A 25,074-nucleotide genomic window follows, 5' to 3' on the forward strand; every position below is an offset into this window, starting at 1 on the left:
AAATACATGAAACATCAACATTCTTCGTCTGGTGATCAGCATGCGCATTCACATGGCCATGATCACGCGGCCGCGCCGCATCAGCATCTGACTGCGGCCAATCTGCGCCCACCGGTCAGCCTGCTGGCGATGTCTGCCTGGCAGCGGCTGGTGCTGGCCCTGCTGCTGCTGGCTTTGCTGTGGGGCGTGGTGCTGTGGGCATTGCAGGAGGTGGCATGAAGGTCGAACTGGATAACCTCACCGTGTCCTATCAGCGTCATCCGGCGGTGCATCACGTCAGCGGCAGCTTTGCCAGTGGGGACGCCACCGCCATCTTCGGCCCCAATGGTGCGGGCAAGAGCACCTTGCTCAAGGCCATGATAGGCGCGCTCAAGCCCGATTCCGGTCAGGCTCGGCTGGACGGCTTTGCCCGCCAGGACATTGCCTACTTGCCACAGCAATCCGAGATCGACCGCTCGCTGCCGGTCAGCGTGCTGGATCTGGTTGCCACCGGTCTGTGGCATCGCACTGGTCCGTTTGGCATGGTCGGCCGCGCCGGCCTTGGCCAGGCAATGGATGCACTGGAGCAGGTGGGCCTGGCCGACTTTGCCCCGCGTTCCATTTCGGCCTTGTCCAGCGGTCAATTCCAGCGGGTGCTGTTTGCCCGCATCCTGTTGCAGGATGCGCGGCTGATCCTGCTGGACGAGCCGTTTACCGCCATGGATGCCAAAACCACCTTCGACCTGCTGGAACTGGTACGGCGCTGGAAGGAAGAGGGCCGCACCATCATCGCCGTGCTGCACGATTACGAGCAGGTGCGCGCCTATTTCCCGCATACCCTGCTGTTGGCGCGGGAGGTGGTGGCCTGGGGACGCACCGAGCAGGTGCTGACGGATGCCAATCTGAAACGGGCGGTGGAAACCGCCGCCCACTGGCAGGACCGCGCCGCGGTGTGTCAGGTTGACGGGATCAATGCCTGATGCAACACCTATACGATTTACTGATCGCTCCCTTTGTGGACTTTGCCTTCATGCGCCGGGCGCTGGCCGGTTGCCTGGCGCTGTCGCTGGGCAGCGGCCCCATCGGCCTGTTTCTGGTTATGCGCCGCATGAGCCTGATGGGTGATGCCATGAGCCATGCCGTGCTGCCCGGCGCTGCCGTCGGCTTCATGCTGGCCGGCCTCAGCCTGCCGGCCATGAGTCTGGGTGGCTTTGTTGCCGGTGTGCTGGTGGCGGTGCTGGCGGGCCTTGCCACGCGCTTTGCCGGTATCAAGGAAGATGCCAGCTTTGCGGCGTTCTACCTGTTGTCACTGGCCATCGGCGTGCTGCTGGTGTCGAAGAGCGGCAGCAATGTGGACCTGATGCACATCCTGTTCGGTTCGGTGCTGGCGGTGGACGACGCTGCCTTGTATCTGGTGGGCGGTGTGGCGTCGGTCACCCTGATTACCCTGGCCTTCATCTATCGCCCGATGTTGCTGGAAAGCCTGGACCCGGTGTTCCTGCGTTCGGTTGGTGCCCGTGGCGGGCTGTGGCATATGGCTTTCCTGATGCTGGTGGTGCTGAACCTGGTATCCGGCTTTCAGGCGCTGGGTACGCTGATGGCCGTAGGCCTGATGATGCTGCCGGCCATTACCGCCCGCCTGTGGTCGGAAACCGTGGAAGGCATGCTGGTGATGGCGGTGAGTGTGGCCTTTGGCAGCGGGCTGGCTGGCCTCTTGCTGTCCTATCACTTTGAGCTGCCCTCCGGCCCCGCCATCATCCTGGTGGCCGGCCTGTTCTACCTGTTTTCGCTGCTGTTCGCTCCGGCGGGCGGTGCCTTGCCGCGCTATATCCGTGCGCGGCATTTTGAATCCTGAGGAGAAGGCATGAAAAAGCGTCTATTGAGCCTGCTGTTGCTGAGTTTGCCGATCACGGCCATGGCAGCCAAATTGCCGGTGGTGGCCAGTTTCAGCATTGTGGGTGACATGACCCGTGAAATCGGTGGCGACCGGGTGGACGTGGTGTCGCTGGTCGGTCCTGATCAGGATGCCCATGTGTTTCAGCCGGCCCCGGCTGATGTGAAGCGCCTGTCGGCTTCTCGCCTGTTTGTCACCAACGGTCTGGGTCTGGAAGGCTGGATGGGCCGTCTGACCAAGGCTTCCGGCTACAAGGGGGTGATGGTGGAGGCGGGTAAGGGCATCAAGACGCGCATGGCGCCGGCAGAGGAAGGTGAGGGTCATGGTCACGATGTGGTGGACCCGCATGCCTGGCATGATCCGCAACGGGTGCAGGTGTATATCCGCAATATCACCGCCGGACTGATCAAGGCCGACCCGCAAGGCAAGGATGAGTACAATCGCCGTGCTGCCGATTTTTCCGCCCGGCTCAAGCAGGAAGATGACTGGGCTGCCAAGCAGTTTGCTGCCATTCCAGTAGCCAAACGCAAGATGCTGACCTCGCACGATGCCTTCGGTTATTTTGGCGAGCGTTATGGCATCAGGATGCTGGCCATCCAGGGTGTAAGCACCGAGGCAGAAGCCTCGGCCAAGGGGGTGGCGCAGTTGGTGAAGCAGGTACGGCAGGAAAAGGTGAGCGCGGTGTTCATGGAAAACATGACCGACAAGCGCCTGATGGAACAGCTTACCCGCGAAGCCAAGGTAAAGATTGGCGGCGAATTGTATGCAGATGCCCTGTCCAAGCCCAATGGCCCGGCGGCCAGCTATCTCAAGCTGTTCCATTACAATGTGGAAACCGTTTTGCAGTCGCTGCGCTGAAGACCTTTGTTGGCACAGCCAGAGTCTGAAAGCCGCCTGCTCCTGCCGGGGCGGCTTTTTTAGTGGCTGGATGCCAGCAACAGCAGCCGGGCCAGCCCCATGCCGGCAACCAGCAGGCCCGCCAGCAGCCGTACCGGCTTTTGCTGGATAAACTGGCGCAGCGTGTCGGCAAACACCCCCATCAGCAACAAATTGGGCAGCGTGCCCAAGCCGAAGGCCAGCATCAGCAGGCCGCCTTGCAGTGCCTTGCCGCTGGCCAGGGCCGACAGCGTGGCACTGTATACCAGTCCGCAGGGCAGCCAGCCCCATAGCATGCCTGCCAGTAGTGCTGTCCGCGGACGGCGGATGGGCAGCAGCCGCGACAGCAGAGGTTGCAGCCTTGCCCACACAGGTCGCCCCAGTTTTTCCAGGGAGATGATGGCAGTGGAGAATCCGGCTAGGTACAGGCCCATGGCAATCAGCATCAGATTGGCTACTACCAGCAGAGCCAGTTGTGCCGGTCTTGCGCTAAGCAAAGTAAGGCCGGCTTCGGCCAGGCCACCCAGCAAGACCCCGGCCATCACATAGCTGAGAATACGTCCGGTGTTGTAGGACAGCATGATCTGCCAGCGTTGCTGACCGGCAGGCAGATTCAGCGTCAGTGCGGTCACAATCCCGCCGCACATGCCCATGCAATGGCCGCCGCCAAGCAGGCCAGCAAGAAAGATCACCCAGAAACCTGTTTCTAACATGCGACAACCTGTTGCTTAAATCCCTATTCTACCAGAGGGCATAATATGCCGGCTTGCCTGATTTTTAAGCAAAATGTGACATTGTAATTGTAAAATATTTCTAAATTCTGTTTGGCATTACTGTGTGTGGACAGCTAGAAAAAAAGTAGGGGGGAAAGGAAATCCGCGCTGGAAAAAGGCGGGCTCTGCCCTGAGAATGCTCATTCTTTCCTGTCAGTGATCGGGGATGGCCTGAATAACAAGGCCAAGCTGGCAGGAGCTGCAATGTGTAACGACCCAACAGAGAAACTGAGGAAACTACATGGCCAAGTATTTGACGCTCGAACATCTGGGCCAGTCTGCAATCATCACCATCAATAATCCTCCCGCCAATGTGTGGACCATCGCCAGCCTGCGCGAACTGGCAGCGCTGATGAACGATCTGCAAGCTGATAGCGCAGTACGTGCCGTCGTGATTACCGGAGCGGGCGACGCCTTCTTCTGTGCCGGCGCGGATTTGAACCTGTTCAGCAATGGCAGCAAGCAGGAAGTGGCAGATTTGCTGGATGCCTTTGCTACGGCTTTTGCTGCGCTGCGCAATTATTCCGGCGTTACCGTAGCGGCCATCAACGGTTATGCATTGGGTGGCGGGCTGGAATGCGCGCTGATGTGTGACTACATGGTGGTGGAGCGCGGTGCCAGGCTGGGTTTGCCTGAGACCAGGGTGGGTTTGCTGCCGGCAGGTGGTGGCAGCAAGACGCTTGCCGACAAGGTGGGGGTGTCCTGGGCCAAGCGCATCCTGCTGGGAGGCGAAATCCTGAATGCAGAAAAAGCCTATGAAATCGGCCTGGTGGAGGAAATTGTCGATCCGGGTTTTGCCAAGATCATGGCGGTAAGCCTGGCCGGCAAGGTGGCTAATCAGGCCCCGCAGGCGGTAGCGCGTGCGCGCCAGCTGATTGAATCCAGTGTTGGCACAACGCTGGAGGAGCACCTGCAACAAGAACGTGCAGCCCTGTTGTCCCTGATTGGTGAGGCCGAGCAGCTGGAGGGCGTATCAGCCTTTCTGGGCAAGCGTGCACCAAGCTGGGCGGACGAGGACTGAAACTGATCTGCCAACGGGATTGGACCATAAAACAGCCGGGCGAGTCCCGGCTGTTTTATTGCCCGGAGCAACTGGTGAAGTGCAGTGCTGTGCCTGGGCTGGAGTATCTGCCAAGCAGGTTGTGATTCACAATTTGCTAATTTTTAGGGAAGAAAACTGGAACTTGGGCCAGTACCGTCTGATTTTCATGTTGATGATAATTATTATCAATCAAAACGTAAGTATTGATTGTTTTTTTAATAGATCAATGAAGCCAGAATCCCATGCAAAGCAAAAAACCTGTCTTTTCCCGTGGCTATCTGTATAAAACCATTGTCCTGAGCACCAGTCAGCTTGTGCTGGCTGGCTGCAGCAACACCATGTCGGCCAAGCAGACTGACCCGGCAGCGACCCGGCCTGCTTATGAAAAGGTGGCGGACCATTATGTGCTGAATACCAGCTTTACCGCCCAGGGCCAGGATGAGCGCATCCGATTTGTCATCCTGCATTACACGGCGCTGAATCAGGCGGACTCCCTGGCCATGCTGACCGGCCCGCAGGTCAGCACACATTATCTGGTGCCGGAAAACCCGCAATGGCGTGGTGGAGAGCCAGTCATCATGCAATTGGTGCCGGAAAGCAAGCGTGCCTGGCATGCCGGCCTCAGTAGCTGGGGCGGCTGGCGTGCGCTGAATGCGTCTTCGGTGGGCGTGGAAATGGTCAACCGCGGCTACACCGAATTACCTACTGGCTGGCGTCAGTGGTATCCGTATACGCCTCAGCAGATCAAGGCCGTGTCGATTTTGCTCAAGGATGTGATTGCCCGGAACCAGGTCCAGCCCTATAACGTGCTGGGTCACAGCGACGTGGCGCCCTTGCGCAAGTCCGACCCTGGCCCCTTGTTTCCCTGGGAGCAATTGGCCGGCTTGGGGATCGGCGCCTGGCCGGACCCGCAAACGGTGGAAAAACATCTTGCTGGACGCGCGCCCAAACAGGCTGCCGTGATATTGGAAGTGCAAAAAAGCCTGAAACGCTATGGTTATGACCAAATTCCGCAAAGCGGTGAGCTGGATGAAGATACCCGCAAAACCATCAGTGCATTCCAGATGCACTTTCGCCCGTCAGACTACAGCGGCAATGCCGATGCGCAAACCGAGGCCATTGCCAAAGCCTTGCTGGAAAAATACCGCCAGTAAGCCGGCTGATGTCCGCACGGCCCACGACGCTGCCCGGCACCGGGGTGCCAGACGAAAAAAAGCCACGACAAGTCGTGGCTTTTTGTTTGGCAGGACCGGCAATGTTAGCCGCCGATTTTTTCCTTGCCGCCCATATAGGGGCGCAGCACGGCCGGAATGGTCACGCTGCCATCGGCGTTCTGGTAGTTTTCCAGTACGGCCACCAGGGTACGGCCTACAGCCAGACCGGAACCGTTCAGGGTATGCACCAGCTGGTTCTTGCCGTTTTCGTCCTTGAAGCGGGCCAGCATGCGGCGCGACTGGAAGGCTTCACAGTTGGAGCAGCTGGAAATTTCGCGATAGGTGTTCTGTGCCGGCAGCCATACTTCCAGGTCGTAAGTCTTGGCCGCACCAAAGCCCATGTCGCCGGTGCACAGGGTAATCACGCGGTAGGGCAGTTCCAGCGCCTTCAGGATGTTCTCGGCATGGCCAACCATTTCTTCCAGTGCGGCATAGGAGTGGTCCGGGTGCTCGATACGCACCATTTCCACCTTGTCGAACTGGTGCTGGCGGATCATGCCGCGGGTGTCACGACCATAGCTGCCCGCTTCGGAGCGGAAGCAAGGCGAGTGGGCAGTCAGCTTCAGCGGCAGCTCTTCCATTTTCATGATGCTGTTGCTCACGGTATTGGTCAGGGTGATTTCCGAGGTGGAAATCAGGTACTGGTCCACCGTGCCTTCTTCACCGCCCTTGGTCACCTTGAACATGTCTTCGGCAAACTTCGGCAGCTGACCGGTGCCCAGCAGGGCGCTGTCGTTGACGATGTACGGGGTGTAGTGCTCGGTATAGCCATGCTCGCCGGTGTGGGTGTTGAGCATGAACTGCGCCAGCGCGCGGTGCAGGCGGGCAATGTCGCCCTTCAGCACGGTAAAGCGCGCACCGGACAGCTTGGCACCCGTGTCGAAGTCCAGACCCAGCGGTGTGCCGATATCGACATGGTCTTTTACTTCAAAGTCGAATTGGCGCGGTACGCCAATACGGCGCACTTCCACATTGTCGTTCTCGTCCTTGCCTGCCGGTACCGATTCGTTCGGCAGGTTGGGAATGCTCATCAGCAGGGCGTCCAGCTTGGCTTGCACGGCTTCGAAGGCGGCTTCGGCTGCTTTCAGCTCATCGCCCAGGTTTGCCACTTCGGCCATGATGGCGGAAACATCCTCACCCTTGCGCTTGGCTTCGCCAATTTGCTTGGAGGTGGCATTGCGGCGCGATTGCAGTTCCTGCATGCGGGTTTGCAGTGCCTTGCGGTCGGCTTCCATTTCGGTGAAAGCGGCGGTGTCCAGGGTGTAGCCACGGCTGGCCAGGCGGGCAGCAACAGCGTCCAGATCGTTACGGAGCAATTGAATGTCTAGCATGGAAAATCCTGATGGTATTGAAGTGTCTTGCTGGTAGCGGGCTGTGCAACAGCATCAGCCCTTTACTGAATCCTGCATGCGGAGGGAAAGCAACCGCTGTGTGATGCTGCACTGCCTGCCTGAGGCTTGCAGCACCAACCTGTTCTCTAAAAACACAAGTGTAACGGCAACCGGCAGGCTTTGTCCTGCCTGTTGCAGGCAAAACCAGCATTATAAGCAATGCTGGCGGGCTTGTAGATGCTGGCAGACGACGTCCAGTTGGCCTGCGGTCGATGCCAGTCAGCCATGGGTCAGCCCGTGATTGGAGCGGCAGCTTTATTTCTTGCCGGCTTCTTCATCCCACTTCTTCAGCTGTGCAAGTTTTTCACCAATCTTGATTTCCAGCCCGCGCGGCACCGGCTGATACCAACCCGGTTCTTCTATCCCGTCAGGAAGATAGGTTTCACCGGCAGCGTAGGCATTCGGTTCGTCATGGGCATAGCGGTATTCATGGCCATAGCCCAGCTCTTTCATCAGCTTGGTGGGCGCATTGCGCAGGTGTACCGGCACCGGGCGGCTCTTGTCCTGCTTGATGAAGGCGCGTGCCTGGTTGTAGGCCATGTAGCCGGCATTGCTCTTTGCCGCCACGGCCAGGTAAATGGCAGCCTGCGCCAGTGCCAGTTCGCCTTCCGGGCTGCCCAGCCGCTCGTAGGTGGCGGCGGCGTCGTTGGCAATCTGCATGGCGCGCGGGTCGGCGAGGCCAATGTCTTCCCAGGCCATGCGCACCAGGCGGCGCGCCAGATAGCGTGGGTCCGCTCCACCATCCAGCATGCGGGTGAGCCAGTACAGTGCGGCATCGGGGTTGGAGCCGCGCACCGATTTGTGCAGGGCGGAAATCTGGTCGTAGAAGGCATCGCCGCCCTTGTCGAAGCGGCGGGCGTTGACGCTGAGCACTTCGGCCAGAAAATCCTGCGTGATCTGGCCGGTTTTGCGTGCCAGCGCGGCGGTGCGGGTTTGCTCCAGCAGATTGAGAAAGCGCCGTGCATCGCCATCGGCATAGCCGGTGAGGGCAGCGATGGCCTGCTCGTCGAATTCCAGCCCGTCCAGTACGCCCTTGTCGCGTGCGCGCTGGAACAACAACACCAGTTCGTCTTCACCCAGACTGTTCAGTACATAGACCTGCGCCCGCGACAGCAGGGCGGAGTTCACCTCGAAGGACGGGTTTTCCGTGGTGGCACCAATAAAGGTGAGCAGGCCGGATTCAACAAAAGGCAAAAACGCATCCTGCTGGCTTTTGTTGAAGCGGTGGACTTCATCGACAAACAAAATGGTGTGACGGCCAGAGCGTTGCAGCGCGGCATGCGCCTGTTCCACCGCGTCGCGAATGTCCTTCACCCCGGAGAACACGGCAGAGAGCGGAATGAACTCGGCATCGAAACTGCCCGCCAGAATGCGCGCCAGCGTGGTTTTACCCACGCCGGGCGGGCCCCACAGAATCATCGAGTGCAAGGTGCCGGATTCCACTGCCAGTCGCAGCGGCTTGCCGGGGCCGATCAGGTGCTGCTGGCCAATCACCTCATCCAGCGCGGCGGGGCGTAGCGCCTCGGCCAGCGGTTTTTTGGCTTCCTGGGCAAACAGATCATTCATGGCGGCTAATATGGCAGGAGAAACGGCCTGCTAGTATATCAGCTGAACAATGCGCACCGCAGCGGCTGGCACGAGGATTGAGTGATGAAGAAATACATTGTTTTGCTATTGCTGGCCCTGGCTTTCCCGGCTGTGGGCGGGCCATTGCGGGATTGGCTGCAGCAACGCACGGCCAGTCACGATGGCTTGGCAGAGGAGGATGCCGCCAGTCGCCGCAGCCTGCCATCCGGAGTGCGCAAGCTGGCTGACCTGGCATATGGCCCGGATGTGCGGCAACGACTGGATGTCTATCTGCCTGCGGGCGAAGGGCAGGGCCGGCCATTAATGGTAATGGTGCACGGCGGTGCCTGGCGCATGGGCAGCAAGCAGGCGGCCAATGTGGTGGATAACAAGCTGGCGCACTGGCTGCCTGCCGGGGTGGTGCTGGTGTCGCTGGATTATCGCCTGCTGCCGCAGGCTCCGGTGGAGGAGCAGGCAGAGGACGTAGCCAGTGCCGTGGCCTGGGTGCAGGCGCATGCCGCCGAATGGGGGGCAAACAAGCGGCAGCTGGTCTTGATGGGGCATTCGGCCGGTGCGCATCTGGCGGGTTTGCTGAGTACCGATGCCGCGCTGCGCCAGCGCCATGGCGTGCAGCCATGGCTGGCAACCGTGCTGCTGGATAGTGCGGCACTGGAGGTGGCAGGCATCATGCGCGGCCCGCATTTTCCCTTGTATGAAAAGGCTTTTGGTAGCGATGCCGCGCGCTGGGACCGTTTGTCGCCCACTAGCTTGCTGAGCGCGGGCACGCCGCCGCTATTGGCGGTGTGCTCCTTGCAGCGGGTGGAGTCCTGCACGCAGGCGCACGGGCTGGCTGACAAAGGCAGGCAAGCCGGGGTGGTGGTGCAGGTGTTGCCGCAGGACCTGAGCCACGGTCAGATCAACCAGCAGCTGGGCGCGGCGGGCGACTATACCCGGCAGGTTGACCGCTTTTTGCAGCAGTCCGGCTGGATGGTGTCACCCTGATCCTGTGCGGGCAAGTCCTTTGCCGGATGCTCAGTCGCCGCTGACGACATCCACCCCCTTGGGCGGGGTGAAACTGAAATGGCTGGTGGCCAGGGCCGGGTTTTTCTGCTGGTTGGCAAAACGGATGCGGGTGTTATTGCCAAAGCTGTCGGTCAGCTCCATTTCCACCAGCATCTTGTTGCTAAAGCCCATGCGGATGGCGTTGAAGGTGTTGTCCTGTTTTTTCGGGCTGGCGCTCAGCCACTCTACATCGCCCTGTTTACCTGCTTCTTTCAGGATGTAGTCGCGTTCGATGGCATTGTTGCCGGCCAGCAGCGCGGCCGGGCTGCTGCCCAGTGCGCCATCCAGGTTCTTGCGGGTGACCTGGGCCAGGTCCTTGTCGTAAATCCACAGCGTTTTGCCATCACCGACAATCAGCTGCTCGTAAGGCTTGTTGTAACTCCAACGGAATTTGCCGGGGCGGGAGATTTCCAGCTGACCGGCGACTTCTTCTTTCTTGTTCTTGGCGCTTACCACCTGGGTAAAGCTGGCGGACAGGGTTTTGGTGTCATTGACAAAGGCCTTGAGCTGGGCAATGGCGGCAGCCTGTACCGGCAAGGTCAGCACGGTGGCCAGCATGGCCAGGGCAAATTTTTTCATCTGGGGTCCTTGAGGCAGTTGCAGGTGACTGTCATGACAGTGCGGCCTGCTGCCGGATGGCAAACGCCGCCCCTGTCATGCCTCACCTTGCAGGGCAGCAAAGTGTGACAGCAAGTGGGGGCGGCGGTTCGGATCATGCTGTTAAGGAGTGTTGGCGGCGATTACTTGGTCAGGTCCTGCAGCCATTGCGGCTTAGGCAGCTTGTCGTAGTCCACGATATCCGCTGCTGCGGGCTGATAGGCAAACACCGGCTTGCCGTGATTGCTGTAGCGCATGTGGAGATAGGCCAGGCCGCGCAGCTGCGGGGTGTCCAGCGTGATTTCCTGATTCATCCCCAGCAGCTGGCCCTGACGGTTGGCATACAGGTGCGACACGGTGCGACTGGCTTGCATGTCGGCAGCCGAGCGTTGGGTCAGTGCCCGTATCAGTTGCGAGGCAGAGGCCGCCTGCTTGCCATCCTCCGGGCGACCCTGGCGTTCGGCTTCCTGTTGAATCACCTTGACCAGGCCATCCACGATATGTACCACCACCTGGCTTTCCTGCAGCGGATTCATGGCAATGCGCAACTGGTAGCTGGCACCCAGCTGGCGGGCGGTGTCATCCAGCGGCTCCAGTGCAAATACCTGCTTGTCCACCGTGCCGTAACCTTCATCCACCAGGCCGGGCAGGGCTTTTATCATGGCATCCAGCGGAATTCTGGCGGCGATGTCGCTGGGTAGCTTGAAGCGGACAAAACGTGTTTGCTCGCTATACAGCTCCGGCACGAATAGGTCGAAGGCGGAAGGGTCCACCAGCAGCGAGAAATCCTGCAGGTTCAGTTGCAGGGGCAGGGTGATGCTGGCCTGCATATTACGCCGTTCAAAGCGGAAGGACGGAATCAGCTCCATGCGCTTGCTGGACTGGTCCAGTGCGCCATTGATGGCCACCTTGGTGGAACGCGCTACCTGGTTGATGGTATAGGCCAGTTGTGGCTTGGCGTCGTCGGCGCTGCTGCCGTGCAGCGAGGTAAAGCCCAACTCGCCGCTGAAGTTGTAACTGGCATGTTGCAGGTTGTCACGCAGTACCTGACGGGTGGCGAGGTCTGCCGGTTTGCCGGCCAGCGGGCTGGCGCAGCCGGTAAGCAACAAGGCGGCAAGCGGAAGAGCGGCGAGTGCAGGGCGAAGGTTCATGGTGATCCCGGAGTCATTTGTTATGTTATGGAGGTGTGTGCGGGCTGCATGGCTGAGCAGCCCGCCAGACTTCAGCTGAACTTGTTGGTGATGGGGTAGCGCCAGTCCTTGCCAAAACCGCGCTGGGTGACGCGAGGGCCAACCGGTGCCTGGCGGCGCTTGTACTCGTTGATCTTCAGCAGGCGCACCACCTTGCGCACATCGGCTTCGGCAAAGCCATCGGCGATGATCTGTTCGGCCGACAGGTTTTCTTCCACATAGCGCGCCATGATGGCATCCAGCACGTCGTAAGGTGGCAGGCTGTCCTGGTCTTTCTGGTCCGGGCGCAGCTCGGCTGAAGGCGGACGGGTGATGATGCGCTCCGGAATGATTTCACCCTGGGTGTTACGCCAGCGGCACAGGGCAAACACCAGCGTCTTGGCCACATCCTTCAGCACGGCAAAGCCGCCGGCCATGTCACCGTACAGCGTGCAGTAGCCGGTGGTCATTTCCGACTTGTTGCCGGTGGTCAGCACCAACTTGCCGGTTTTGTTGGACAGCGCCATCAGTAAGGTGCCGCGAATGCGCGCCTGCAGGTTTTCTTCGGTGGTGTCTTCGGCAAGGCCGTTGAAGTTGGCCGCCAGCGCATTCATGAAGCTTTCGTACATTGGCCAGATTTCAATTTCGTCGTACTTCACGCCCACGCGGCCAATCATGTCGCGCGAATCAATGACGGAAATATCGGCGGTATAACGCGACGGCATCATCACCGCATGCACCTTGTCCGCTCCCAGTGCATCCACGGCAACGGCCAGGGTGAGGGCGGAGTCGATGCCGCCGGACAGGCCCAGCAGCACGCCGGGGAAGCCGTTTTTGTTGATGTAGTCGCGCACGCCCACCACCAGCGCGCGGTACACGCTTTCCAGCGGGTCGGGCAGGGCTGCCTTTGCGGGAGCGGCTTGCAGATCGCCCGCGGCAAAGTCCACCAGCAGCAATTCGTCATCATAGGCGGCGGCCTGTGCGACGACCTCGCCCGCCTTGTTGACGGCAAAGGACGCGCCATCAAATACCAGCTCGTCCTGACCGCCCACCAGATTGACATAGGCAAACGGCAGGCCGGTTTCCTCGCTGCGGTAGCGCAGCACTTCATGACGGGTTTCAATCTTGTTGCGATGGAAAGGCGAGGCATTGAGCACCACCACCACATCGGCCCCTGCGTCGGCGGCCTCGGCAGCAGGGTCTACCGACCACACATCCTCGCAAATCAGCACGCCCACCTTGTGCTCACCCTGCTGGAATACCAGCGGCATGGCACCAGGAGTAAAGTAACGGCACTCGTCAAACACTTCGTTATTGGGCAGCAGCATCTTGTGATACTGGCCCAGGCGGTTGCCGTCGCGCAGCACGGTGGCGGCATTGAAACGTTCATGACCCAGCTTGACCGGATGGCCAATCACCAGCGTAATGCCATCGAGCTCCAGCAACTGGTCCATGGCGGCCGAACAGGCCTGATAGAAGCTGTCGCGCAGCAACAGGTCTTCCGGGCTGTAGCCGGTGAGCGCCAGTTCCGGCGTCACCAGTACATCCGCCCCCTGGGCGATGGCGACCTGGGCCAGATCGAGAATTTTTCGGGTATTGCCGGCAATATCGCCAACAACGGGGTTGAACTGAGCGAGCGCAATACGCATGTTGAATACAACCATGGGTTTGGATAGTGTCGATTTTACCCCAAGAATGGCGGCTTGCCCGAAAGGAAACCACGTGAATCTGCAACTGGCCGATCAACTCAATGCCCTGGATGCGGCAGAATGGGACCGCCTTGCCGCAAATGCCGGCCTGTTCATGCAGCGGCAATGGTTGACCGCACTGCATGACAGCGGCTGTGCCACCGCGGCCACCGGCTGGCAGCCCTTGCCCATCTGGAGCGAGCAGCACGGCCAGCTGCAAGGCCTGGCACCCGCCTGGCTCAAAAGCCATTCACGCGGCGAATACGTGTTTGACTGGGCCTGGGCCGAAGCCTGGCAACGCGCCGGGCTGGACTACTACCCCAAGCTGCTGCTGGCCTCACCCTTCACCCCGGTTACCGGCCAGCGCCTGCTGGGGGAGGCCCCGGTGCGGGCCGCGCTGCTGCAAGGCCTGCAACAGGTAGTGGCAAATCATCAACTCTCCTCCGCTCACATCTTGTTTCCGGCCGAGGACGAACTGGCACTCATGCAGGATGCCGGCTGGCTGCTGCGCGAAGCCGTGCAGTTTCATTGGCAAAATCAGGGCTATGCCGATTTCGACGCTTTTCTGGCCGCCCTGTCGCAAGCCAAGCGCAAGAAAATCCGCCAGGAACGGCGCAAGGTACGCGATGCCGGCATTGTCGTGCAGGCGCTGAAAGGCGCAGAAATCACCGATCAGCACTGGCAGTTTTTCGAACGCTGCTACCGCCAGACTTACCTGGAACACCGCTCGCCACCTTACCTCGACCTGGACTTTTTCCGCATGGCAGGCCGCTTGCTGCCCAGCCACTGCATCCTGTTTGTCGCCAGCCGCGGCGACCAGCCCATTGCAGCCAGCTGGTGCCTGCAAGACGGCAGCACACTGTATGGCCGTTACTGGGGTGCGCTGGAATCGGTGGATTGCCTGCATTTCGAGTTGTGCTATTACAGCGGAATCGAATACGCCATCCAGCATGGACTGCAATGCTTCGAAGGCGGCGCGCAAGGTGAACACAAACTGGCCCGTGGATTTACCCCGGTCATCACCCACTCGGCACACTGGATCGCCCATCCGCAATTCCGCCGTGCCATTGCCGATTGGCTGGCGCGCGAGCGTGAAGCCATCCGCGATTACCGCGCCACGCTTTTTTTGCATGCCGCTTACAAAAAGCCTTGCACAGCTGCTTAAGGGCTTATATACTGCGCAGCCTCTGAGGCCGAAACGCAGTAAAGACAGCCTCAGCAGCCATCTGGAGAGGTGGATGAGTGGTTTAAGTCGCACGCCTGGAAAGCGTGTTTAGGGTAATACCCTAACGGGGGTTCGAATCCCCCCCTCTCCGCCAAACATCCCTAAAGTGTTGTTTTTACAGTAAATTAAGGTTCTACAAGGCTTTTTTGCCCCTGAGTTCTACACAACACTCCTACACATTGGCGGTAATAAGTTCAGTTTTCTTCCTGGTTCCCTATACTCTGGATCGGAACACCATGAACCATGCCAATGTTACCCACAGGCCTGCAGCGCCACCCCCAATCCGGCACCTACTATCTTCGTCGTCGCATCCCGACTGACGTTCTTGTTTGCTATCCCGGCAAAAAAGAAATCACGTTTTCGCTACGCACCAAAGACTACCGCACGGCTGTTGAGCGCCATCGCGCCGAAGAAGCCCGCCTGACCTCCGAGTGGGAGGAAAAACGACAGCGGCAGGCGGAGCGTTACGCGCGTACGCAACTCGCCGCTATCACTCACATCGACGCACTCACCCCTGAAGCCATTGACGCTATCTGCCTGCATGCCGAGTCGGTTAGTCTGGCCGGGGATGAAGCACGCCGCGAAAACGGCCACTACACGCTGGACGAAATCGAGGAATACCAGACCGGCTATACCGAGGCCAATCGCATCCTGAAAGGCGCCGTGGCCATTGGCGATTACGAACTATTGCGTCGACCGCTGGAACAGTTCCTGCGGCTGTACCGCTACCAGCTCAAAGCCACTGAACCCGAAATGCGCCGACTGGCACTGGCCTATGGCCGCATGGCCATCCGCACCAACGAAAAGCTGCTCAGCCGCTATGACGGCAAGGAAGTGCCGACACCGGTCATGGCACAGCGGCTGGAAACACCGATGCTGTCAGAAGTCACCCAAAGCTATCTGGCCTACTACCAGAAGCTGGACAAGGTGGCGATGCTGCGCAAGGTGACTGCCGTGATGCCGCTGCTGGTGGATATCATCGGCGACAAGCCCATCGGCCTGCTCAAGCAAACCGACCTTGAGGCTTACTTCGAAGCGGTGCAAACCCTGCCACCACGCTGGAAAGACATCTGCCGTCAGGAAAAACTGCGGCCACTGGAGCTGGCCAAACAGCAACGCGGCGAGATGAGCAAGGGGACCTTCGACGGCACCTACCTCGCAGTGATGACCCCGTTCATCAAATACTGCCGCCGCAAGTGGCAGGACCACGGCTGGCCGATGACGCTGACCACCGATGGGGTGCAATACCTCGGCTCGCGCCGTGACCCCGAAGGCGGGCAACGGGCCTTTGAATCGGCAGAACTGAAGCGTCTGTTCGAAGGCCCGGAAATGGCACGTTTTGCCCGACGACCAGCAATGGCACACAAGTACTGGCTTCCCCATCTGGGCCTGTTCACCGGGGCGCGGGTCAATGAATTGTGCCAACTGAACCCGCAAGTCGATATCACGCAGGATGCCCAGACTGGTACCTGGTATATGGACATTACCGACGAATCCGAAGGTGATGTCCGCATCGACAAGTCAGTCAAAACCGGCGGCTCCAAACGCAAGCTGCCCATCCATCCCAAACTGATTGAGCTGGGCTTCCTCGACTATGTGGCGGCAGCCAAGAAGCGCGGTGACACCTTGCTGTTCCAGGCCTTCCCGACCGCCGCAGGCCGCGCCTCGCCCAAAGCGATGAAGTGGTTCACCGAATTCCTGCTGGAAATCGGGCTGCGCGATGAAACCCCGAATGCCCGCATCGTCGGCATGCACGCCTTCCGCTCCACCTTCCTGCACCGGGCGATGGTGCTGGGCGTGGTCAGTGCCGAAACTATCACCGGCCATGCCAGCAATATCACCAGCATCGAAACCATTCAAAACGGACAAGTGAACCAGGAAGCGTCAGCGGTGGTGAAGAAATACCGAGGCGAACTACCGGTCGACAAGAAGCTGGAAATCCTGTCGCGCATCACCTTCCCAGAGGTGGAGTTTATTTGGGTGGATAAGCTGTAAGGGAGGTGTCCCTGGTAAGACCTTGAAGGCGCGTATGATGACTCTGCTGGGTAGCAGGCAATCAGTGCTTGCAGCGAGTTCAGTGTCGCCAATGTGGTGGCGAAACGCGTGTGGCAAACATGGGTGCGCTCATTCGGCACCAGCACCTCGACCTGCTGCTGCACATAGCGTTTGAAACTGCCATGGCATTGGCCGACCAACTGAAAGTCCGCCAGTCTGGTCGGCTGCAGTTCGGCCTAAGCGGCCAATCAGCATGTGGGATTGCAACGTCTGCTTTACATGACAGACCGGATCAACTCCTACGAAGAGCCCAGTCGCTCGCGCAGAAACTCAATGAACCGTTGTGTCTTGGCCGGAATCAGCCGGGTCTCGGTGATGGCATAGACCGGAAGCGGTGTGCCATACCAGTCAGGCAAGATGCGACGTAGCTTGCCAGATGCAACATCGTCGGTAACGATAGCCTCAGGCATCAGGATAATCCCCATGTCCAGCGTGGCCAGGCGGCGGATCATGCCGACGCTGTTGAGGGAGAAGCGTCCGCCCACACTGACCGTTTGCATTTCGCCATCCCGTCCCAAGGTCCATGAACCCGCGCCGGACTTGAGCATGCTCAGACACTCGTGCTTGGACAAATCGGCGGGACTTTCAGGCTCTCCACTTTGCGCAAGATAAGCCGGTGATGCATATAACTGTGCACGTAGTGATGCCAGTGGGCGTGCGATAAGCTGGGAGTTTTCTGGCTCCCCCATGCGGATGGCTACGTCAAACGGTTCACTGACCAGATCGGAACGCCGGGGGGTCAGGTCGAAATCAAACGTCAGCCCAGGATACCGTCGCGCAAATTCTGCAATCAGCGGTGCCAGATAGGTGACCGAAAAGTCCACTGGCAGTGATGCCCGCAGTACCCCACTCGGTTGCGCCAGCATCTCGCCCAGTTGCTCATGGGCAATCCGTGCCTCTTCCACAATGCGCCGGCAGCGTTCGTAGTAAATCTGTCCCGCTTCTGTCAGCTCGACTTTCCGCGTAGTACGGTGCAGCAGCCGCAAGCCAATCGCTTTTTCCAGCGCACTGATGCGCCGGGATAGGGTCGAGTTGGGCACGCCGCTGGCTTCTGCCGCCCCTCGGAATCCCTTGGCCTTCACGACCTCGACGAACAAGGCCATGTCATTGAGGAACTCCATCTCATTGCCTTATTTTTGGATCAATCATTTCCAAAATACCATATTTATCCCGATATGAAATAAGACGATGATCACCTCCATCAGGAACACGAGGTAAGTCAGATGGCGTTGGACAAGAAAGTGGCTTGGCGAGCGAAGCCAGTAGCAGCAGGAGCACTGCAGGGCAAACAAGTTGCCATCATCGGAGGAACGGGCGGACTGGGAAGAGCGCTAAGCCGCGAGCTGGCTGCTGCAGGTGCAAGGGTGACTGTTGTTGGCCAGACCTTCCGCGACGGCAACATCGCCAATATTCACTTCATTCAGGCAGACCTGAGCCTGATGAAGGAAGCACAGCGGGTTGCGGCTTTGCTGCCTGCGGAAGAGCTCGACCTGCTGGTTTTCACCACCGGCATTTTTGCCGCACCTCAGCGCCAGGAAACGGCGGAAGGTATCGAGCGAGACCTGGCGGTCAGCTATTTGAATCGCCTGCTGATGCTGCAACAGTTGGCACCCCGTCTTGGCATCCTGCGCCAACAAGCGGCATTGAAGCCGCGTGTATTCCTTATGGGCTATCCCGGTAGTGGCCAAAAGGGTGTGTATGCCGACTTGAATGCCGAGCAGTCCTACAGCGCGATGGCTGCCCACATGAATACCGTAGCGGGCAATGAAATGCTGGTGCTCGATGGGGCCAGACGCTACCCCCATGTGACTTTCTTCGGCCTCAATCCCGGACTCATCAAAACCGGTATCCGTGACAATTTCTTTGGCAAAGGCAGCCTCAAGTCTCGTGTCATGGAAACACTGATTGGCTGGCTAACGCCGACGCCGGAACAATACGCACAGCGGATGCTGCCACTGTTGCTCAGCCCGGATCTGGAATGGTATAGCGGTTCGTTCTTCAACCGTAAAGCGCAGGCCATTCTTCCCTCGCCCGGGCTGGATGCACAGCACATCCAGCAGTTCATGGCCGCTTCAGAACATCTGCTGGCAAAAACCGGTGTGTATGAAACAACACAAACCGGAAGCCACTCCCCTGCAACACACCCCATTCGATAACAAAGGATTTCCACATGAAACAGATCTTCACCCCGACCACACTTGGCCGTTACACCCTGAAAAACCGTGTTGCCATGGCTCCGATGACACGTAGTCGTGCAGAATTTGTTGGCACCCCCGGCAAACTGACTGCTGAGTATTATGCCCAGCGCGCCGAAGTAGGCCTGATCATTGCCGAGGGCACCCAGCCTTCTGATGATGGCCAGGGTTATCTGATGACCCCGGGCATCTATACCGATGCACATGTTGCCGGCTGGAAGCACGTCTCCGATGCCGTACACGCCAAAGGCAGCCGTTTGTTCATTCAGTTGATGCATGCTGGCCGTATGTCGCACCCCGACAATACGCCGCATCATCGCCAAGGCGTTGCTCCTTCTGCCATCGCACCGGGTGCACAAATGTTTACGCCGACCGGCATGCAGGATGCACCCGTTCCCCGTGCTCTTAGTACTGAGGAAGTGCACCAGACCATCCAGGACTTCCGTATTGCAGCGCGCCGTGCCATTGAGGCGGGTGCCGATGGCGTGGAAATTCACGGGGCTAACGCCTACCTCATTCACCAGTTCCTGGCACCCAGTGCCAACACCCGTACCGATGAATATGGCGGCGCAATCGAAAACCGTGCCCGCTTTGCCATCGAAGTTGCTGCCGCCATCGCTGCAGAAATCGGCGCTGACCGCACGGCAATCCGCCTGTCCCCGGGCATGAACATGTGGGGCATTGATGAGGGTGAAAACGGCCCCGCGCTTTACCGTTACCTGGTTGCCGAACTGAACAAGCTGGGCCTGGCCTATTTGCACCTGATGCACCTTGGTCACGAAGACCTGCTGCAAGACATCCGCATCCTGTGGAAACAAAGCCTGATCCTGAACCGCCCAGGCAAGCCGCGCGAGCAAATCGGGGACGATGTGGCTGCCGGACTGGCGGACCTGGAGTCCTACGGGCAAATGATTCTGGCGAACCCGGACTTCATCACAAGACTGGAAGCCAACGCGCCATTCAACGAGGCCGACCGTAGCACTTACTTTGGCGGCACGGAAAAGGGCTTTACTGACTATCCGGCACTCAGCACCACGCACTAAACGGAAACCAATATGCCAGTTATTGCTCCTTTGCAGCGGATGAATCACGGTGGTCATTTCAGAGCCTATACCCTGCGTGCCGAAGGCAACGTACTCGCTCCTTTCCTTGGTGTTGACCACGCCTGGATGAGCGGGCCGACCTTCCCGTCGCACCGACATGCCGGATTCTGTGCCGTGTCCTATGTCTTTCTGGATTCGGAGACCGGTATCGACAACCGGGACTCTCTTGGCACCCACAATCTCATTCGCCCCGGTGGGCTGCATTGGGCAACAGCTGGCAGCGGGATCATCCACCAGGAAGACCCTGCCGAAGAAGGCAAGACCGTGCACTCCTTGCAGATCTTTGTGAGTCTGCCGCCGGAGCTCGAACAGACGGCACCTTCTGCACTCAGTCTTGAGCCAGAAAACATCCCGATGCTGCGGGTGCCGGGCAGCAAGATTCGTGTGGTGCTGGGATCGCTGTCTGGGGTGACGTCACCGTTAAAGCCGCCAACCAATGTGACTTTGCTGGACATCTCGCTGGAGGACAGTGCGGAACTGGATATCCCGGTCCCCGCCGGGATGAACATGTTTGCGATGCCTATTTTTGGCGAGACCAATATTAACGGTGAAGCCTTCTTCCTTGATGGCCATGGGCTTCCTGTCTACACGGCAAGCGAACACCCACGAGAAGTACGCTTAAAAGCAGAGTCTGGCCCCGCCAAAGTGGTGATGTTCTGGGGCGATTCACGGTAAGGCATGTTCTACACTCCGTGCAAACCAGCCGTTGTCCAGCAGCCTGTGGAAGGTCCGCTTTGGCCGATGAGGGCACCGTTGGCTGCGAATGTCCGCTGCCAACTTCCTTGTGGCTACCTAGATTTCAATCGGCTCTGAAATTTCCAGAGCATCATCGACTTCGATACCTAGGTACCGAACCGTGCTCTCCAGCTTGGTGTGGCCAAGTAAGATTTGTACAGCACGCAGATTTTTTGTCTTTTTGTAGATCAATGTTGCCTTGGTCCGACGTAATGAGTGTGTGCCATAAATGGATGAGTCCAGCCCAGTTGTCGAGACCCACCTATGCACTATCCGTGCGTATTGGCGAGTCGATAGGTGTGGAGAGTCCGCCAGCCGACTAGGAAACAGATATTGATCGCTTCGCAGGTGCGCTTTTTCTAGCCATGCGGACACGGCCAGCCTTGTCGGCTCCGTCAGTTCAAATTGCACAGGCCGTTGAGTCTTGCGCTGAATAACAATCGCACGGGGCAGAATCTGGTTTCCATGTGTCACGTCACGAACCCGTAGGTTAACGAGATCACATCCACGAAGTTTGCTGTCGATAGCTAAGTTGAACATCGCCAAGTCACGCACCGCATGCTTGTTCTGAAGATGGATCCGGATAGCCCAGATATCCTTTGGCTTGAGTGGTGGCTTTTGGCCAATCATCTCGCCCTTGTTCCAAGCTTCGCGCTTTTGTGCAGTATCCATGTCAGACTCCTTTTCAGTGAGAAGGAATCTGAGTATTGGCTGTCATGAACAGCATGGCAGGAAGAGCTTGATTTCGGCCAAAGCCGACCCTAGGTTTCTTGCCAGGATAAGATTGCAATGAACAGGATGTTCGCGGTACACCGTCCAGCGCAATTCGTGTTGTTCATTGACGACAGAAGAATTGCGCCGTAGGTGGTGCACGACAACCTCACTCGTCAGGCGACGAAGCCGCCATCTACCGGGAGCGCTACACCCAATACCATGCTGGCGGCAGGGCTGCATAGCCACAACACTGCTGCTGCGACCTCCTCGGGACGACCCATCCGGCCAATCGGCTGCAACTTCAGAAACTCGGTCATTGCGGTCGGGGCGATGTTGTCGCCCATGGGGGTATCGATGCAGCCGGGACACACTGCATTGATGCGGATGCCTTTGCTGGCTACATCGAGCGCGGCACTCTTGGTAAGGCCGATGATCCCGTGTTTACTTGCGTGGTAAGCCGCGCGACCTGACAGGCCTACTAACCCACCCAGCGAAGAACAGTTGACGATGGCTCCACTACCCTGTTTTTTCATTTGCAGTAGTTCGTGCTTCATGAAAGCCCACACACCGCGTAGATTGACTGCCAGAGTGGCATCAAAGCCTTCCACTGTCTCTTCAGACATTTCACACATCGGGCCGAGGATGCCTGCATTGTTGTAGGCCATGTCTAGTCGTCCGAATTCACTTACTGTACGTTCCACGGCGGCCTTGGCCTGCGCTTCATCGGACACATCGCAGACAATCCAGATTGCACGGTGACCAGCTTCTGTCAGTGCCAAGGTCGCTGCGGCAACTCGACTAGCATCATGGTCAACGAGTGCCACAGCTGCGCCGGCTTTGGCAAAGGCTTGCGCGGTTGCCAAGCCCAGTCCAGAGCCGGCACCAGTTACTAGGGCAACCTGCCCGTCGAAGTTGTAGGTAGGATTCATGTAGTACTCCATCTAGTGATTTTTCTGCGGTCTTGCAGTGAATGCCATTACTGTATGCGCATGACGTTCATGTGACTAGATGTCACAATCCGCATAAACTTGTGAATAGGATTCAGCTATGCCGCGCGATAGAATCAGCGATGTTCAAGCATTTCTCGTGGTCGCTCGCGAGAAGAGCTTCACCCGGGCAGCTGCACTTCTGGGAGTTTCACCCTCGGCGTTGAGTCACACAGTTCGGAACCTGGAAGAGTCCCTTGGGGTACGCTTGCTGGCGAGGACAACGCGCAGTGTGTCGGTAACAGATGCTGGCGCGCAGCTGGTAGAGTCAGTGGGGCCACGTCTGGCCGAGGTGGACGCAGAGCTTAATGCGGTTAGCGATCTTGCAGACAAACCCAAAGGCACGATCCGCGTTACATCAACCGACTATGCCGTAGATACAGTGTTGTGGCCGAAGTTAGCGCCGCTGCTTCTCGACTACCCAGATCTGAAAGTAGACATCGCTATCGACTACGGCTTGGTGGACGTTGTAGCGCAGCGCTATGACCTCGGTATCCGTTCTGGCGACCAAGTTGCCAAGGACATGATTGCGGTACGGATCGGGCCAGACCGTCGGATGGTGATCGTAGGCACACTTGACTATCTTCAATCAAGGCCCTTGCCTAGAAAGCCGGAGGATCTCCTTGGTCACAACTGCATCTCCCTGCGTTTCGCCAGCGGGGGGCTTTACGCGTGGGAATTGAAAAAGGGGAAACGTGTGCTACAGATCCGCGGTGATGGGCAAGCAACATTCAATGGAGCCTACCAAACGCTCAACGCTGCACTTACCGGTTGCGGCCTAGCATTCGTTCCAGAGGATTTGGCCGAGCCGCATGTCACAGCCGGCAAGTTGCAGTACGTGCTCGAAGATTGGTTCCCCACCCTCCCAGGGCTGCACATGTACTATGCTAGCCGGCGTCAGCCATCCCGCGCACTCTCATTGATCATCGATGCACTGCGATACAGGGGCTAAGCACACGATAACGCGTCACAGTATGCGGCTTTGATCGGCAGACCAGGCAGTGTCGAGCTCCTCATGACAAAACGTAGCGGTCATTTACCACCATGAGTGCAAACGGCAGGATTAAGTGCGGCTGCGGACGTAGTCACCTATAGCTGCGATTGTCTGCTAAGGCCGACCACCTGACAGTTCGTCAACTTGGTTGGCAGGAGTTCGGCCTAAGCGGACGGTGAAGCTGCATTTCTTGAAGAACCGCTGTGTAGCGGTTGCTGTCCTTCGGCGTCTGCGGTCGAACAGTCAGTGTTGGCGATCTGCTGGCCACTCGCTTGCGCGGCCTAACCCCGCACGAACAGGCGGTCTGAGAGTCGCTGCGGTCATTTGGCACCAGTTCCTCACGCCAGCGGAATACAGTGGCGGGGGCGATAGCATTCGAAGACCCGACCCAAGTGAGATCTTCCTTCGCCCCAGCTAACTGGACCTCTAGCGACCGTCGTTCGATCCATGCGCCGAAATAGCAAGTCAAGTGTTGCAGTTCTCGAGAGACATACGTACGATATTAAGTAATAATGTAATTAAATTTACTTAACAAAGAGACCGTACATGAAGTCATCGTCGCTCGTGGAACTCGCACTGTCCGCTCAGGGCTGCACCCAGAAGGCACTTGCCCTTAGGCTCGGGGTTTCGCCTGCACAGATTAGCAAGTGGAAGAACGGCGAGCACATTTCATTCGAAATGAGCGAAAAGTTGAGCGAACTGGCGGGCTTGGACGATCTGGATCCGGACATTGTCTTGCTTGCTGGCTCCAAAGAAGATGCCAAGAAATGGGTAAAGCTTATTCGCTACCTTGCTGATCTCGCTGAGTGCAGTGCGGAGACTGGCTACAAAACGGCACCGTTAGTTGAGGATGTGGATGACGACAATTGCGTCCTATTCTGGAACACCTTTCATGTGCTTCAAGAGATGGGGGTTAATATTCCTCAGCCATTTCCCGAGGAGTTGGGGGCTTCCATAGCGGAGGATGACGATGATGAAGGCGAGGCCGTCTGGGACAACGAGATTGCTTCACTCATCTATGACATGTTCAAGTCACTCACAAATGTGTACGGCTTCTATGCAGCGTTCGTGTCGGATTTGGTTTTCGACGACGAGTTGGATCTATTCGACACCCCAGCTTGGGAACTTGATGCTGCACTGCTCAGCCTGGCCGCATCGAAGCTGGATCTGGACGAGAACAAGGTTCCTGGCTTTCCAAGTTTCAAGCACAAAGTAGAGTCTGAGGTCACTGAAATGGTCGCGTATCTGAAGGAGCGTGCATTTCGTGCTGGCATCCCTCTCAGAGCCGAGTTGATGGATCTGGTCTTTGATTCCCACGACGAGTTGGGTCAGGCCGCAGAAGCGCGTAGCCTTGGCTTTGACCAAAGTCGCCTCCATCCGGACATCTATATGAATGAACTGCTTACCGGCATGCGAGTGATTCATCAAGTGTTGCCAGCAATCATGAAAAAGCTTGGCATTGAAGACGAGTTTGAGCTTGATACTTCCAAACTCCGGCTTGGCCGGTGGCGGTGAATCGCCCCACGTTTGCTGGATACTTTTGTGGCCGCTTCCAATCGGTAAGCGGCCACAGTCAATCTGGAACTCGAATGTCTACTTTGGCCGACCTGCAGCCAGTCTGAGTTAGGGCAGATCGCAGTCCCAAGCAAACTTGTACCCCTGCCACATAGATTGACATCCCTATTTGCTGCCTACAGAATGAACCATATGACAAGCCATGACCAATGCATGATCGCAATTATTACCACCATTCTTGGAATGGTGGGTTAGCACGCATCAAGGCTTTGGCCAAGCAACCCGCCCCAGCAGGCGGGTT

At 58.2% G+C, this 25,074-nt stretch carries 23 protein-coding genes and 1 tRNA gene; 15 read left to right on the forward strand and 9 right to left on the reverse strand.

The window, feature by feature from the left end; translation table 11 throughout:
* Positions 1 to 6: 6 nt before the first annotated feature.
* The 4 genes from QVF59_RS11285 to QVF59_RS11300 are packed head-to-tail and all read left to right on the forward strand — an operon-like array spanning position 7 to position 2,731.
* Positions 7 to 219, forward strand: a complete 213-nt coding sequence (locus QVF59_RS11285; protein WP_159877818.1) for a hypothetical protein — start codon at positions 7 to 9, stop codon at positions 217 to 219.
* Complete coding sequence (locus QVF59_RS11290; RefSeq protein WP_159877816.1) at positions 216 to 959, forward strand: metal ABC transporter ATP-binding protein; 744 nt, start codon at positions 216 to 218, stop codon at positions 957 to 959. Before QVF59_RS11285 ends, QVF59_RS11290 begins: the two co-directional genes overlap by 4 nt.
* Positions 959 to 1,834 carry a metal ABC transporter permease gene (locus QVF59_RS11295; RefSeq protein ID WP_287879882.1) on the forward strand — a complete coding sequence of 292 codons (876 nt, stop codon included), beginning with the start codon at positions 959 to 961 and terminating at the stop codon, positions 1,832 to 1,834. The genes QVF59_RS11290 and QVF59_RS11295 overlap by 1 nt, the downstream gene beginning before the upstream one ends.
* Before the next feature lie 9 nt (positions 1,835 to 1,843).
* Positions 1,844 to 2,731: a metal ABC transporter substrate-binding protein gene (locus QVF59_RS11300; protein ID WP_159877812.1), complete on the forward strand. Its 888-nt coding sequence runs from the start codon at positions 1,844 to 1,846 to the stop codon at positions 2,729 to 2,731.
* Positions 2,732 to 2,790: 59 nt separating this feature from the next.
* On the opposite strand, the gene QVF59_RS11305 is transcribed toward QVF59_RS11300, so the two are convergent.
* On the reverse strand, positions 2,791 to 3,462 hold the full coding sequence (locus QVF59_RS11305) for a sulfite exporter TauE/SafE family protein (protein ID WP_159877810.1): 672 nt from the start codon (positions 3,460 to 3,462) through the stop codon (positions 2,791 to 2,793).
* Between the two features lie 301 nt (positions 3,463 to 3,763).
* Here QVF59_RS11305 and QVF59_RS11310 point away from each other — a divergent pair, with 301 nt between their 5' ends.
* Both QVF59_RS11310 and QVF59_RS11315 read left to right on the forward strand, forming a co-directional pair.
* On the forward strand, positions 3,764 to 4,543 hold the full coding sequence (locus tag QVF59_RS11310) for an enoyl-CoA hydratase (RefSeq protein ID WP_159877808.1): 780 nt from the start codon (positions 3,764 to 3,766) through the stop codon (positions 4,541 to 4,543).
* Between the two features lie 263 nt (positions 4,544 to 4,806).
* Entirely contained in the window at positions 4,807 to 5,718 is a 912-nt protein-coding gene (locus QVF59_RS11315) for an N-acetylmuramoyl-L-alanine amidase (RefSeq protein WP_287879885.1), read from the forward strand.
* 104 nt (positions 5,719 to 5,822) lie between these two features.
* Here QVF59_RS11315 and serS read toward each other — a convergent pair whose 3' ends face one another.
* Positions 5,823 to 7,109: a serine--tRNA ligase gene (serS, locus tag QVF59_RS11320; RefSeq protein ID WP_287879887.1), complete on the reverse strand. Its 1,287-nt coding sequence runs from the start codon at positions 7,107 to 7,109 to the stop codon at positions 5,823 to 5,825.
* Positions 7,110 to 7,424: 315 nt separating this feature from the next.
* Entirely contained in the window at positions 7,425 to 8,735 is a 1,311-nt protein-coding gene (locus QVF59_RS11325; protein ID WP_287879888.1) for a replication-associated recombination protein A, read from the reverse strand.
* Positions 8,736 to 8,819: 84 nt separating this feature from the next.
* On the opposite strand from QVF59_RS11325, the gene QVF59_RS11330 reads away from it, so the two are divergent.
* Positions 8,820 to 9,737, forward strand: coding sequence for an alpha/beta hydrolase (locus QVF59_RS11330; protein WP_287879889.1), 918 nt, complete (start codon positions 8,820 to 8,822; stop codon positions 9,735 to 9,737).
* A gap of 30 nt (positions 9,738 to 9,767) precedes the next feature.
* On the opposite strand, the gene lolA is transcribed toward QVF59_RS11330, so the two are convergent.
* The 3 genes from lolA to QVF59_RS11345 form a co-directional block, all read right to left on the reverse strand.
* Positions 9,768 to 10,376: an outer membrane lipoprotein periplasmic chaperone LolA gene (lolA, locus tag QVF59_RS11335; RefSeq protein ID WP_287879891.1), complete on the reverse strand. Its 609-nt coding sequence runs from the start codon at positions 10,374 to 10,376 to the stop codon at positions 9,768 to 9,770.
* A gap of 161 nt (positions 10,377 to 10,537) precedes the next feature.
* Entirely contained in the window at positions 10,538 to 11,545 is a 1,008-nt protein-coding gene (locus QVF59_RS11340; RefSeq protein WP_287879894.1) for a hypothetical protein, read from the reverse strand.
* 71 nt (positions 11,546 to 11,616) lie between these two features.
* The gene (locus QVF59_RS11345) at positions 11,617 to 13,212 is read right to left on the reverse strand and encodes an NAD+ synthase (RefSeq protein WP_287879896.1); all 1,596 of its coding nucleotides are present in this window, start codon (positions 13,210 to 13,212) and stop codon (positions 11,617 to 11,619) included.
* Positions 13,213 to 13,285: 73 nt separating this feature from the next.
* Between QVF59_RS11345 and QVF59_RS11350 the strand changes: the two genes are divergently transcribed.
* The 3 genes from QVF59_RS11350 (at position 13,286) to QVF59_RS11360 (ending at position 16,471) form a co-directional block, all read left to right on the forward strand.
* Positions 13,286 to 14,416 (forward strand): GNAT family N-acetyltransferase, encoded by a 1,131-nt coding sequence (locus tag QVF59_RS11350; RefSeq protein WP_287879898.1) that lies wholly within the window; start codon positions 13,286 to 13,288, stop codon positions 14,414 to 14,416.
* A 63-nt stretch (positions 14,417 to 14,479) separates the two neighbouring features.
* Positions 14,480 to 14,570, forward strand: a tRNA-Ser gene (locus QVF59_RS11355).
* Positions 14,571 to 14,725: 155 nt separating this feature from the next.
* A complete protein-coding gene (locus QVF59_RS11360) occupies positions 14,726 to 16,471 on the forward strand; it encodes a site-specific integrase (RefSeq protein WP_287879900.1) in 1,746 nt (581 codons plus the stop codon).
* 299 nt (positions 16,472 to 16,770) lie between these two features.
* On the opposite strand, the gene QVF59_RS11365 is transcribed toward QVF59_RS11360, so the two are convergent.
* Positions 16,771 to 17,652, reverse strand: coding sequence for a LysR family transcriptional regulator (locus QVF59_RS11365; RefSeq protein WP_287879902.1), 882 nt, complete (start codon positions 17,650 to 17,652; stop codon positions 16,771 to 16,773).
* Between the two features lie 102 nt (positions 17,653 to 17,754).
* Between QVF59_RS11365 and QVF59_RS11370 the strand changes: the two genes are divergently transcribed.
* The 3 genes from QVF59_RS11370 to QVF59_RS11380 are packed head-to-tail and all read left to right on the forward strand — an operon-like array spanning position 17,755 to position 20,504.
* Entirely contained in the window at positions 17,755 to 18,687 is a 933-nt protein-coding gene (locus QVF59_RS11370) for an SDR family NAD(P)-dependent oxidoreductase (protein WP_287879905.1), read from the forward strand.
* 14 nt (positions 18,688 to 18,701) lie between these two features.
* The gene (locus QVF59_RS11375) at positions 18,702 to 19,769 is read left to right on the forward strand and encodes an alkene reductase (RefSeq protein ID WP_287879907.1); all 1,068 of its coding nucleotides are present in this window, start codon (positions 18,702 to 18,704) and stop codon (positions 19,767 to 19,769) included.
* A gap of 12 nt (positions 19,770 to 19,781) precedes the next feature.
* The gene (locus QVF59_RS11380; RefSeq protein ID WP_287879910.1) at positions 19,782 to 20,504 is read left to right on the forward strand and encodes a pirin family protein; all 723 of its coding nucleotides are present in this window, start codon (positions 19,782 to 19,784) and stop codon (positions 20,502 to 20,504) included.
* Positions 20,505 to 20,621: 117 nt separating this feature from the next.
* Here QVF59_RS11380 and QVF59_RS11385 read toward each other — a convergent pair whose 3' ends face one another.
* Positions 20,622 to 21,236 carry a tyrosine-type recombinase/integrase gene (locus QVF59_RS11385; protein WP_287879913.1) on the reverse strand — a complete coding sequence of 205 codons (615 nt, stop codon included), beginning with the start codon at positions 21,234 to 21,236 and terminating at the stop codon, positions 20,622 to 20,624.
* A 215-nt stretch (positions 21,237 to 21,451) separates the two neighbouring features.
* Positions 21,452 to 22,207 carry an SDR family oxidoreductase gene (locus QVF59_RS11390; protein ID WP_287879916.1) on the reverse strand — a complete coding sequence of 252 codons (756 nt, stop codon included), beginning with the start codon at positions 22,205 to 22,207 and terminating at the stop codon, positions 21,452 to 21,454.
* Between the two features lie 118 nt (positions 22,208 to 22,325).
* Here QVF59_RS11390 and QVF59_RS11395 point away from each other — a divergent pair, with 118 nt between their 5' ends.
* Together QVF59_RS11395 and QVF59_RS11400 are read left to right on the forward strand one after the other, a co-directional pair.
* On the forward strand, positions 22,326 to 23,216 hold the full coding sequence (locus QVF59_RS11395; RefSeq protein WP_287879918.1) for a LysR family transcriptional regulator: 891 nt from the start codon (positions 22,326 to 22,328) through the stop codon (positions 23,214 to 23,216).
* Positions 23,217 to 23,804: 588 nt separating this feature from the next.
* Positions 23,805 to 24,773 carry a helix-turn-helix domain-containing protein gene (locus tag QVF59_RS11400; RefSeq protein WP_230723991.1) on the forward strand — a complete coding sequence of 323 codons (969 nt, stop codon included), beginning with the start codon at positions 23,805 to 23,807 and terminating at the stop codon, positions 24,771 to 24,773.
* Positions 24,774 to 25,074: the final 301 nt, after the last annotated feature.

This window comes from Aquitalea sp. (assembly GCF_030150775.1).
Lineage (GTDB): Bacteria > Pseudomonadota > Gammaproteobacteria > Burkholderiales > Chromobacteriaceae > Aquitalea > Aquitalea denitrificans.

What these genes read in the sequence shown, in the direction of transcription:
- QVF59_RS11330 (WP_287879889.1), top strand. Translation starts at nt 8,820, where the DNA reads ATGAAGAAATACATTGTTTTGCTATTGCTGGCCCTGGCTTTCCCGGCT.
- QVF59_RS11295 (WP_287879882.1), top strand. Translation starts at nt 959, where the DNA reads ATGCAACACCTATACGATTTACTGATCGCTCCCTTTGTGGACTTTGCC.
- serS (WP_287879887.1), bottom strand. Translation starts at nt 7,109, where the DNA reads ATGCTAGACATTCAATTGCTCCGTAACGATCTGGACGCTGTTGCTGCC.
- lolA (WP_287879891.1), bottom strand. Translation starts at nt 10,376, where the DNA reads ATGAAAAAATTTGCCCTGGCCATGCTGGCCACCGTGCTGACCTTGCCG.
- QVF59_RS11345 (WP_287879896.1), bottom strand. Translation starts at nt 13,212, where the DNA reads ATGCGTATTGCGCTCGCTCAGTTCAACCCCGTTGTTGGCGATATTGCC.
- QVF59_RS11325 (WP_287879888.1), bottom strand. Translation starts at nt 8,735, where the DNA reads ATGAATGATCTGTTTGCCCAGGAAGCCAAAAAACCGCTGGCCGAGGCG.
- QVF59_RS11285 (WP_159877818.1), top strand. Translation starts at nt 7, where the DNA reads ATGAAACATCAACATTCTTCGTCTGGTGATCAGCATGCGCATTCACAT.
- QVF59_RS11375 (WP_287879907.1), top strand. Translation starts at nt 18,702, where the DNA reads ATGAAACAGATCTTCACCCCGACCACACTTGGCCGTTACACCCTGAAA.
- QVF59_RS11315 (WP_287879885.1), top strand. Translation starts at nt 4,807, where the DNA reads ATGCAAAGCAAAAAACCTGTCTTTTCCCGTGGCTATCTGTATAAAACC.
- QVF59_RS11400 (WP_230723991.1), top strand. Translation starts at nt 23,805, where the DNA reads ATGAAGTCATCGTCGCTCGTGGAACTCGCACTGTCCGCTCAGGGCTGC.
- QVF59_RS11340 (WP_287879894.1), bottom strand. Translation starts at nt 11,545, where the DNA reads ATGAACCTTCGCCCTGCACTCGCCGCTCTTCCGCTTGCCGCCTTGTTG.
- QVF59_RS11370 (WP_287879905.1), top strand. Translation starts at nt 17,755, where the DNA reads ATGGCGTTGGACAAGAAAGTGGCTTGGCGAGCGAAGCCAGTAGCAGCA.
- QVF59_RS11385 (WP_287879913.1), bottom strand. Translation starts at nt 21,236, where the DNA reads ATGGATACTGCACAAAAGCGCGAAGCTTGGAACAAGGGCGAGATGATT.
- QVF59_RS11305 (WP_159877810.1), bottom strand. Translation starts at nt 3,462, where the DNA reads ATGTTAGAAACAGGTTTCTGGGTGATCTTTCTTGCTGGCCTGCTTGGC.
- QVF59_RS11360 (WP_287879900.1), top strand. Translation starts at nt 14,726, where the DNA reads ATGTTACCCACAGGCCTGCAGCGCCACCCCCAATCCGGCACCTACTAT.
- QVF59_RS11395 (WP_287879918.1), top strand. Translation starts at nt 22,326, where the DNA reads ATGCCGCGCGATAGAATCAGCGATGTTCAAGCATTTCTCGTGGTCGCT.
- QVF59_RS11290 (WP_159877816.1), top strand. Translation starts at nt 216, where the DNA reads ATGAAGGTCGAACTGGATAACCTCACCGTGTCCTATCAGCGTCATCCG.
- QVF59_RS11365 (WP_287879902.1), bottom strand. Translation starts at nt 17,652, where the DNA reads ATGGAGTTCCTCAATGACATGGCCTTGTTCGTCGAGGTCGTGAAGGCC.
- QVF59_RS11380 (WP_287879910.1), top strand. Translation starts at nt 19,782, where the DNA reads ATGCCAGTTATTGCTCCTTTGCAGCGGATGAATCACGGTGGTCATTTC.
- QVF59_RS11310 (WP_159877808.1), top strand. Translation starts at nt 3,764, where the DNA reads ATGGCCAAGTATTTGACGCTCGAACATCTGGGCCAGTCTGCAATCATC.
- QVF59_RS11300 (WP_159877812.1), top strand. Translation starts at nt 1,844, where the DNA reads ATGAAAAAGCGTCTATTGAGCCTGCTGTTGCTGAGTTTGCCGATCACG.
- QVF59_RS11390 (WP_287879916.1), bottom strand. Translation starts at nt 22,207, where the DNA reads ATGAATCCTACCTACAACTTCGACGGGCAGGTTGCCCTAGTAACTGGT.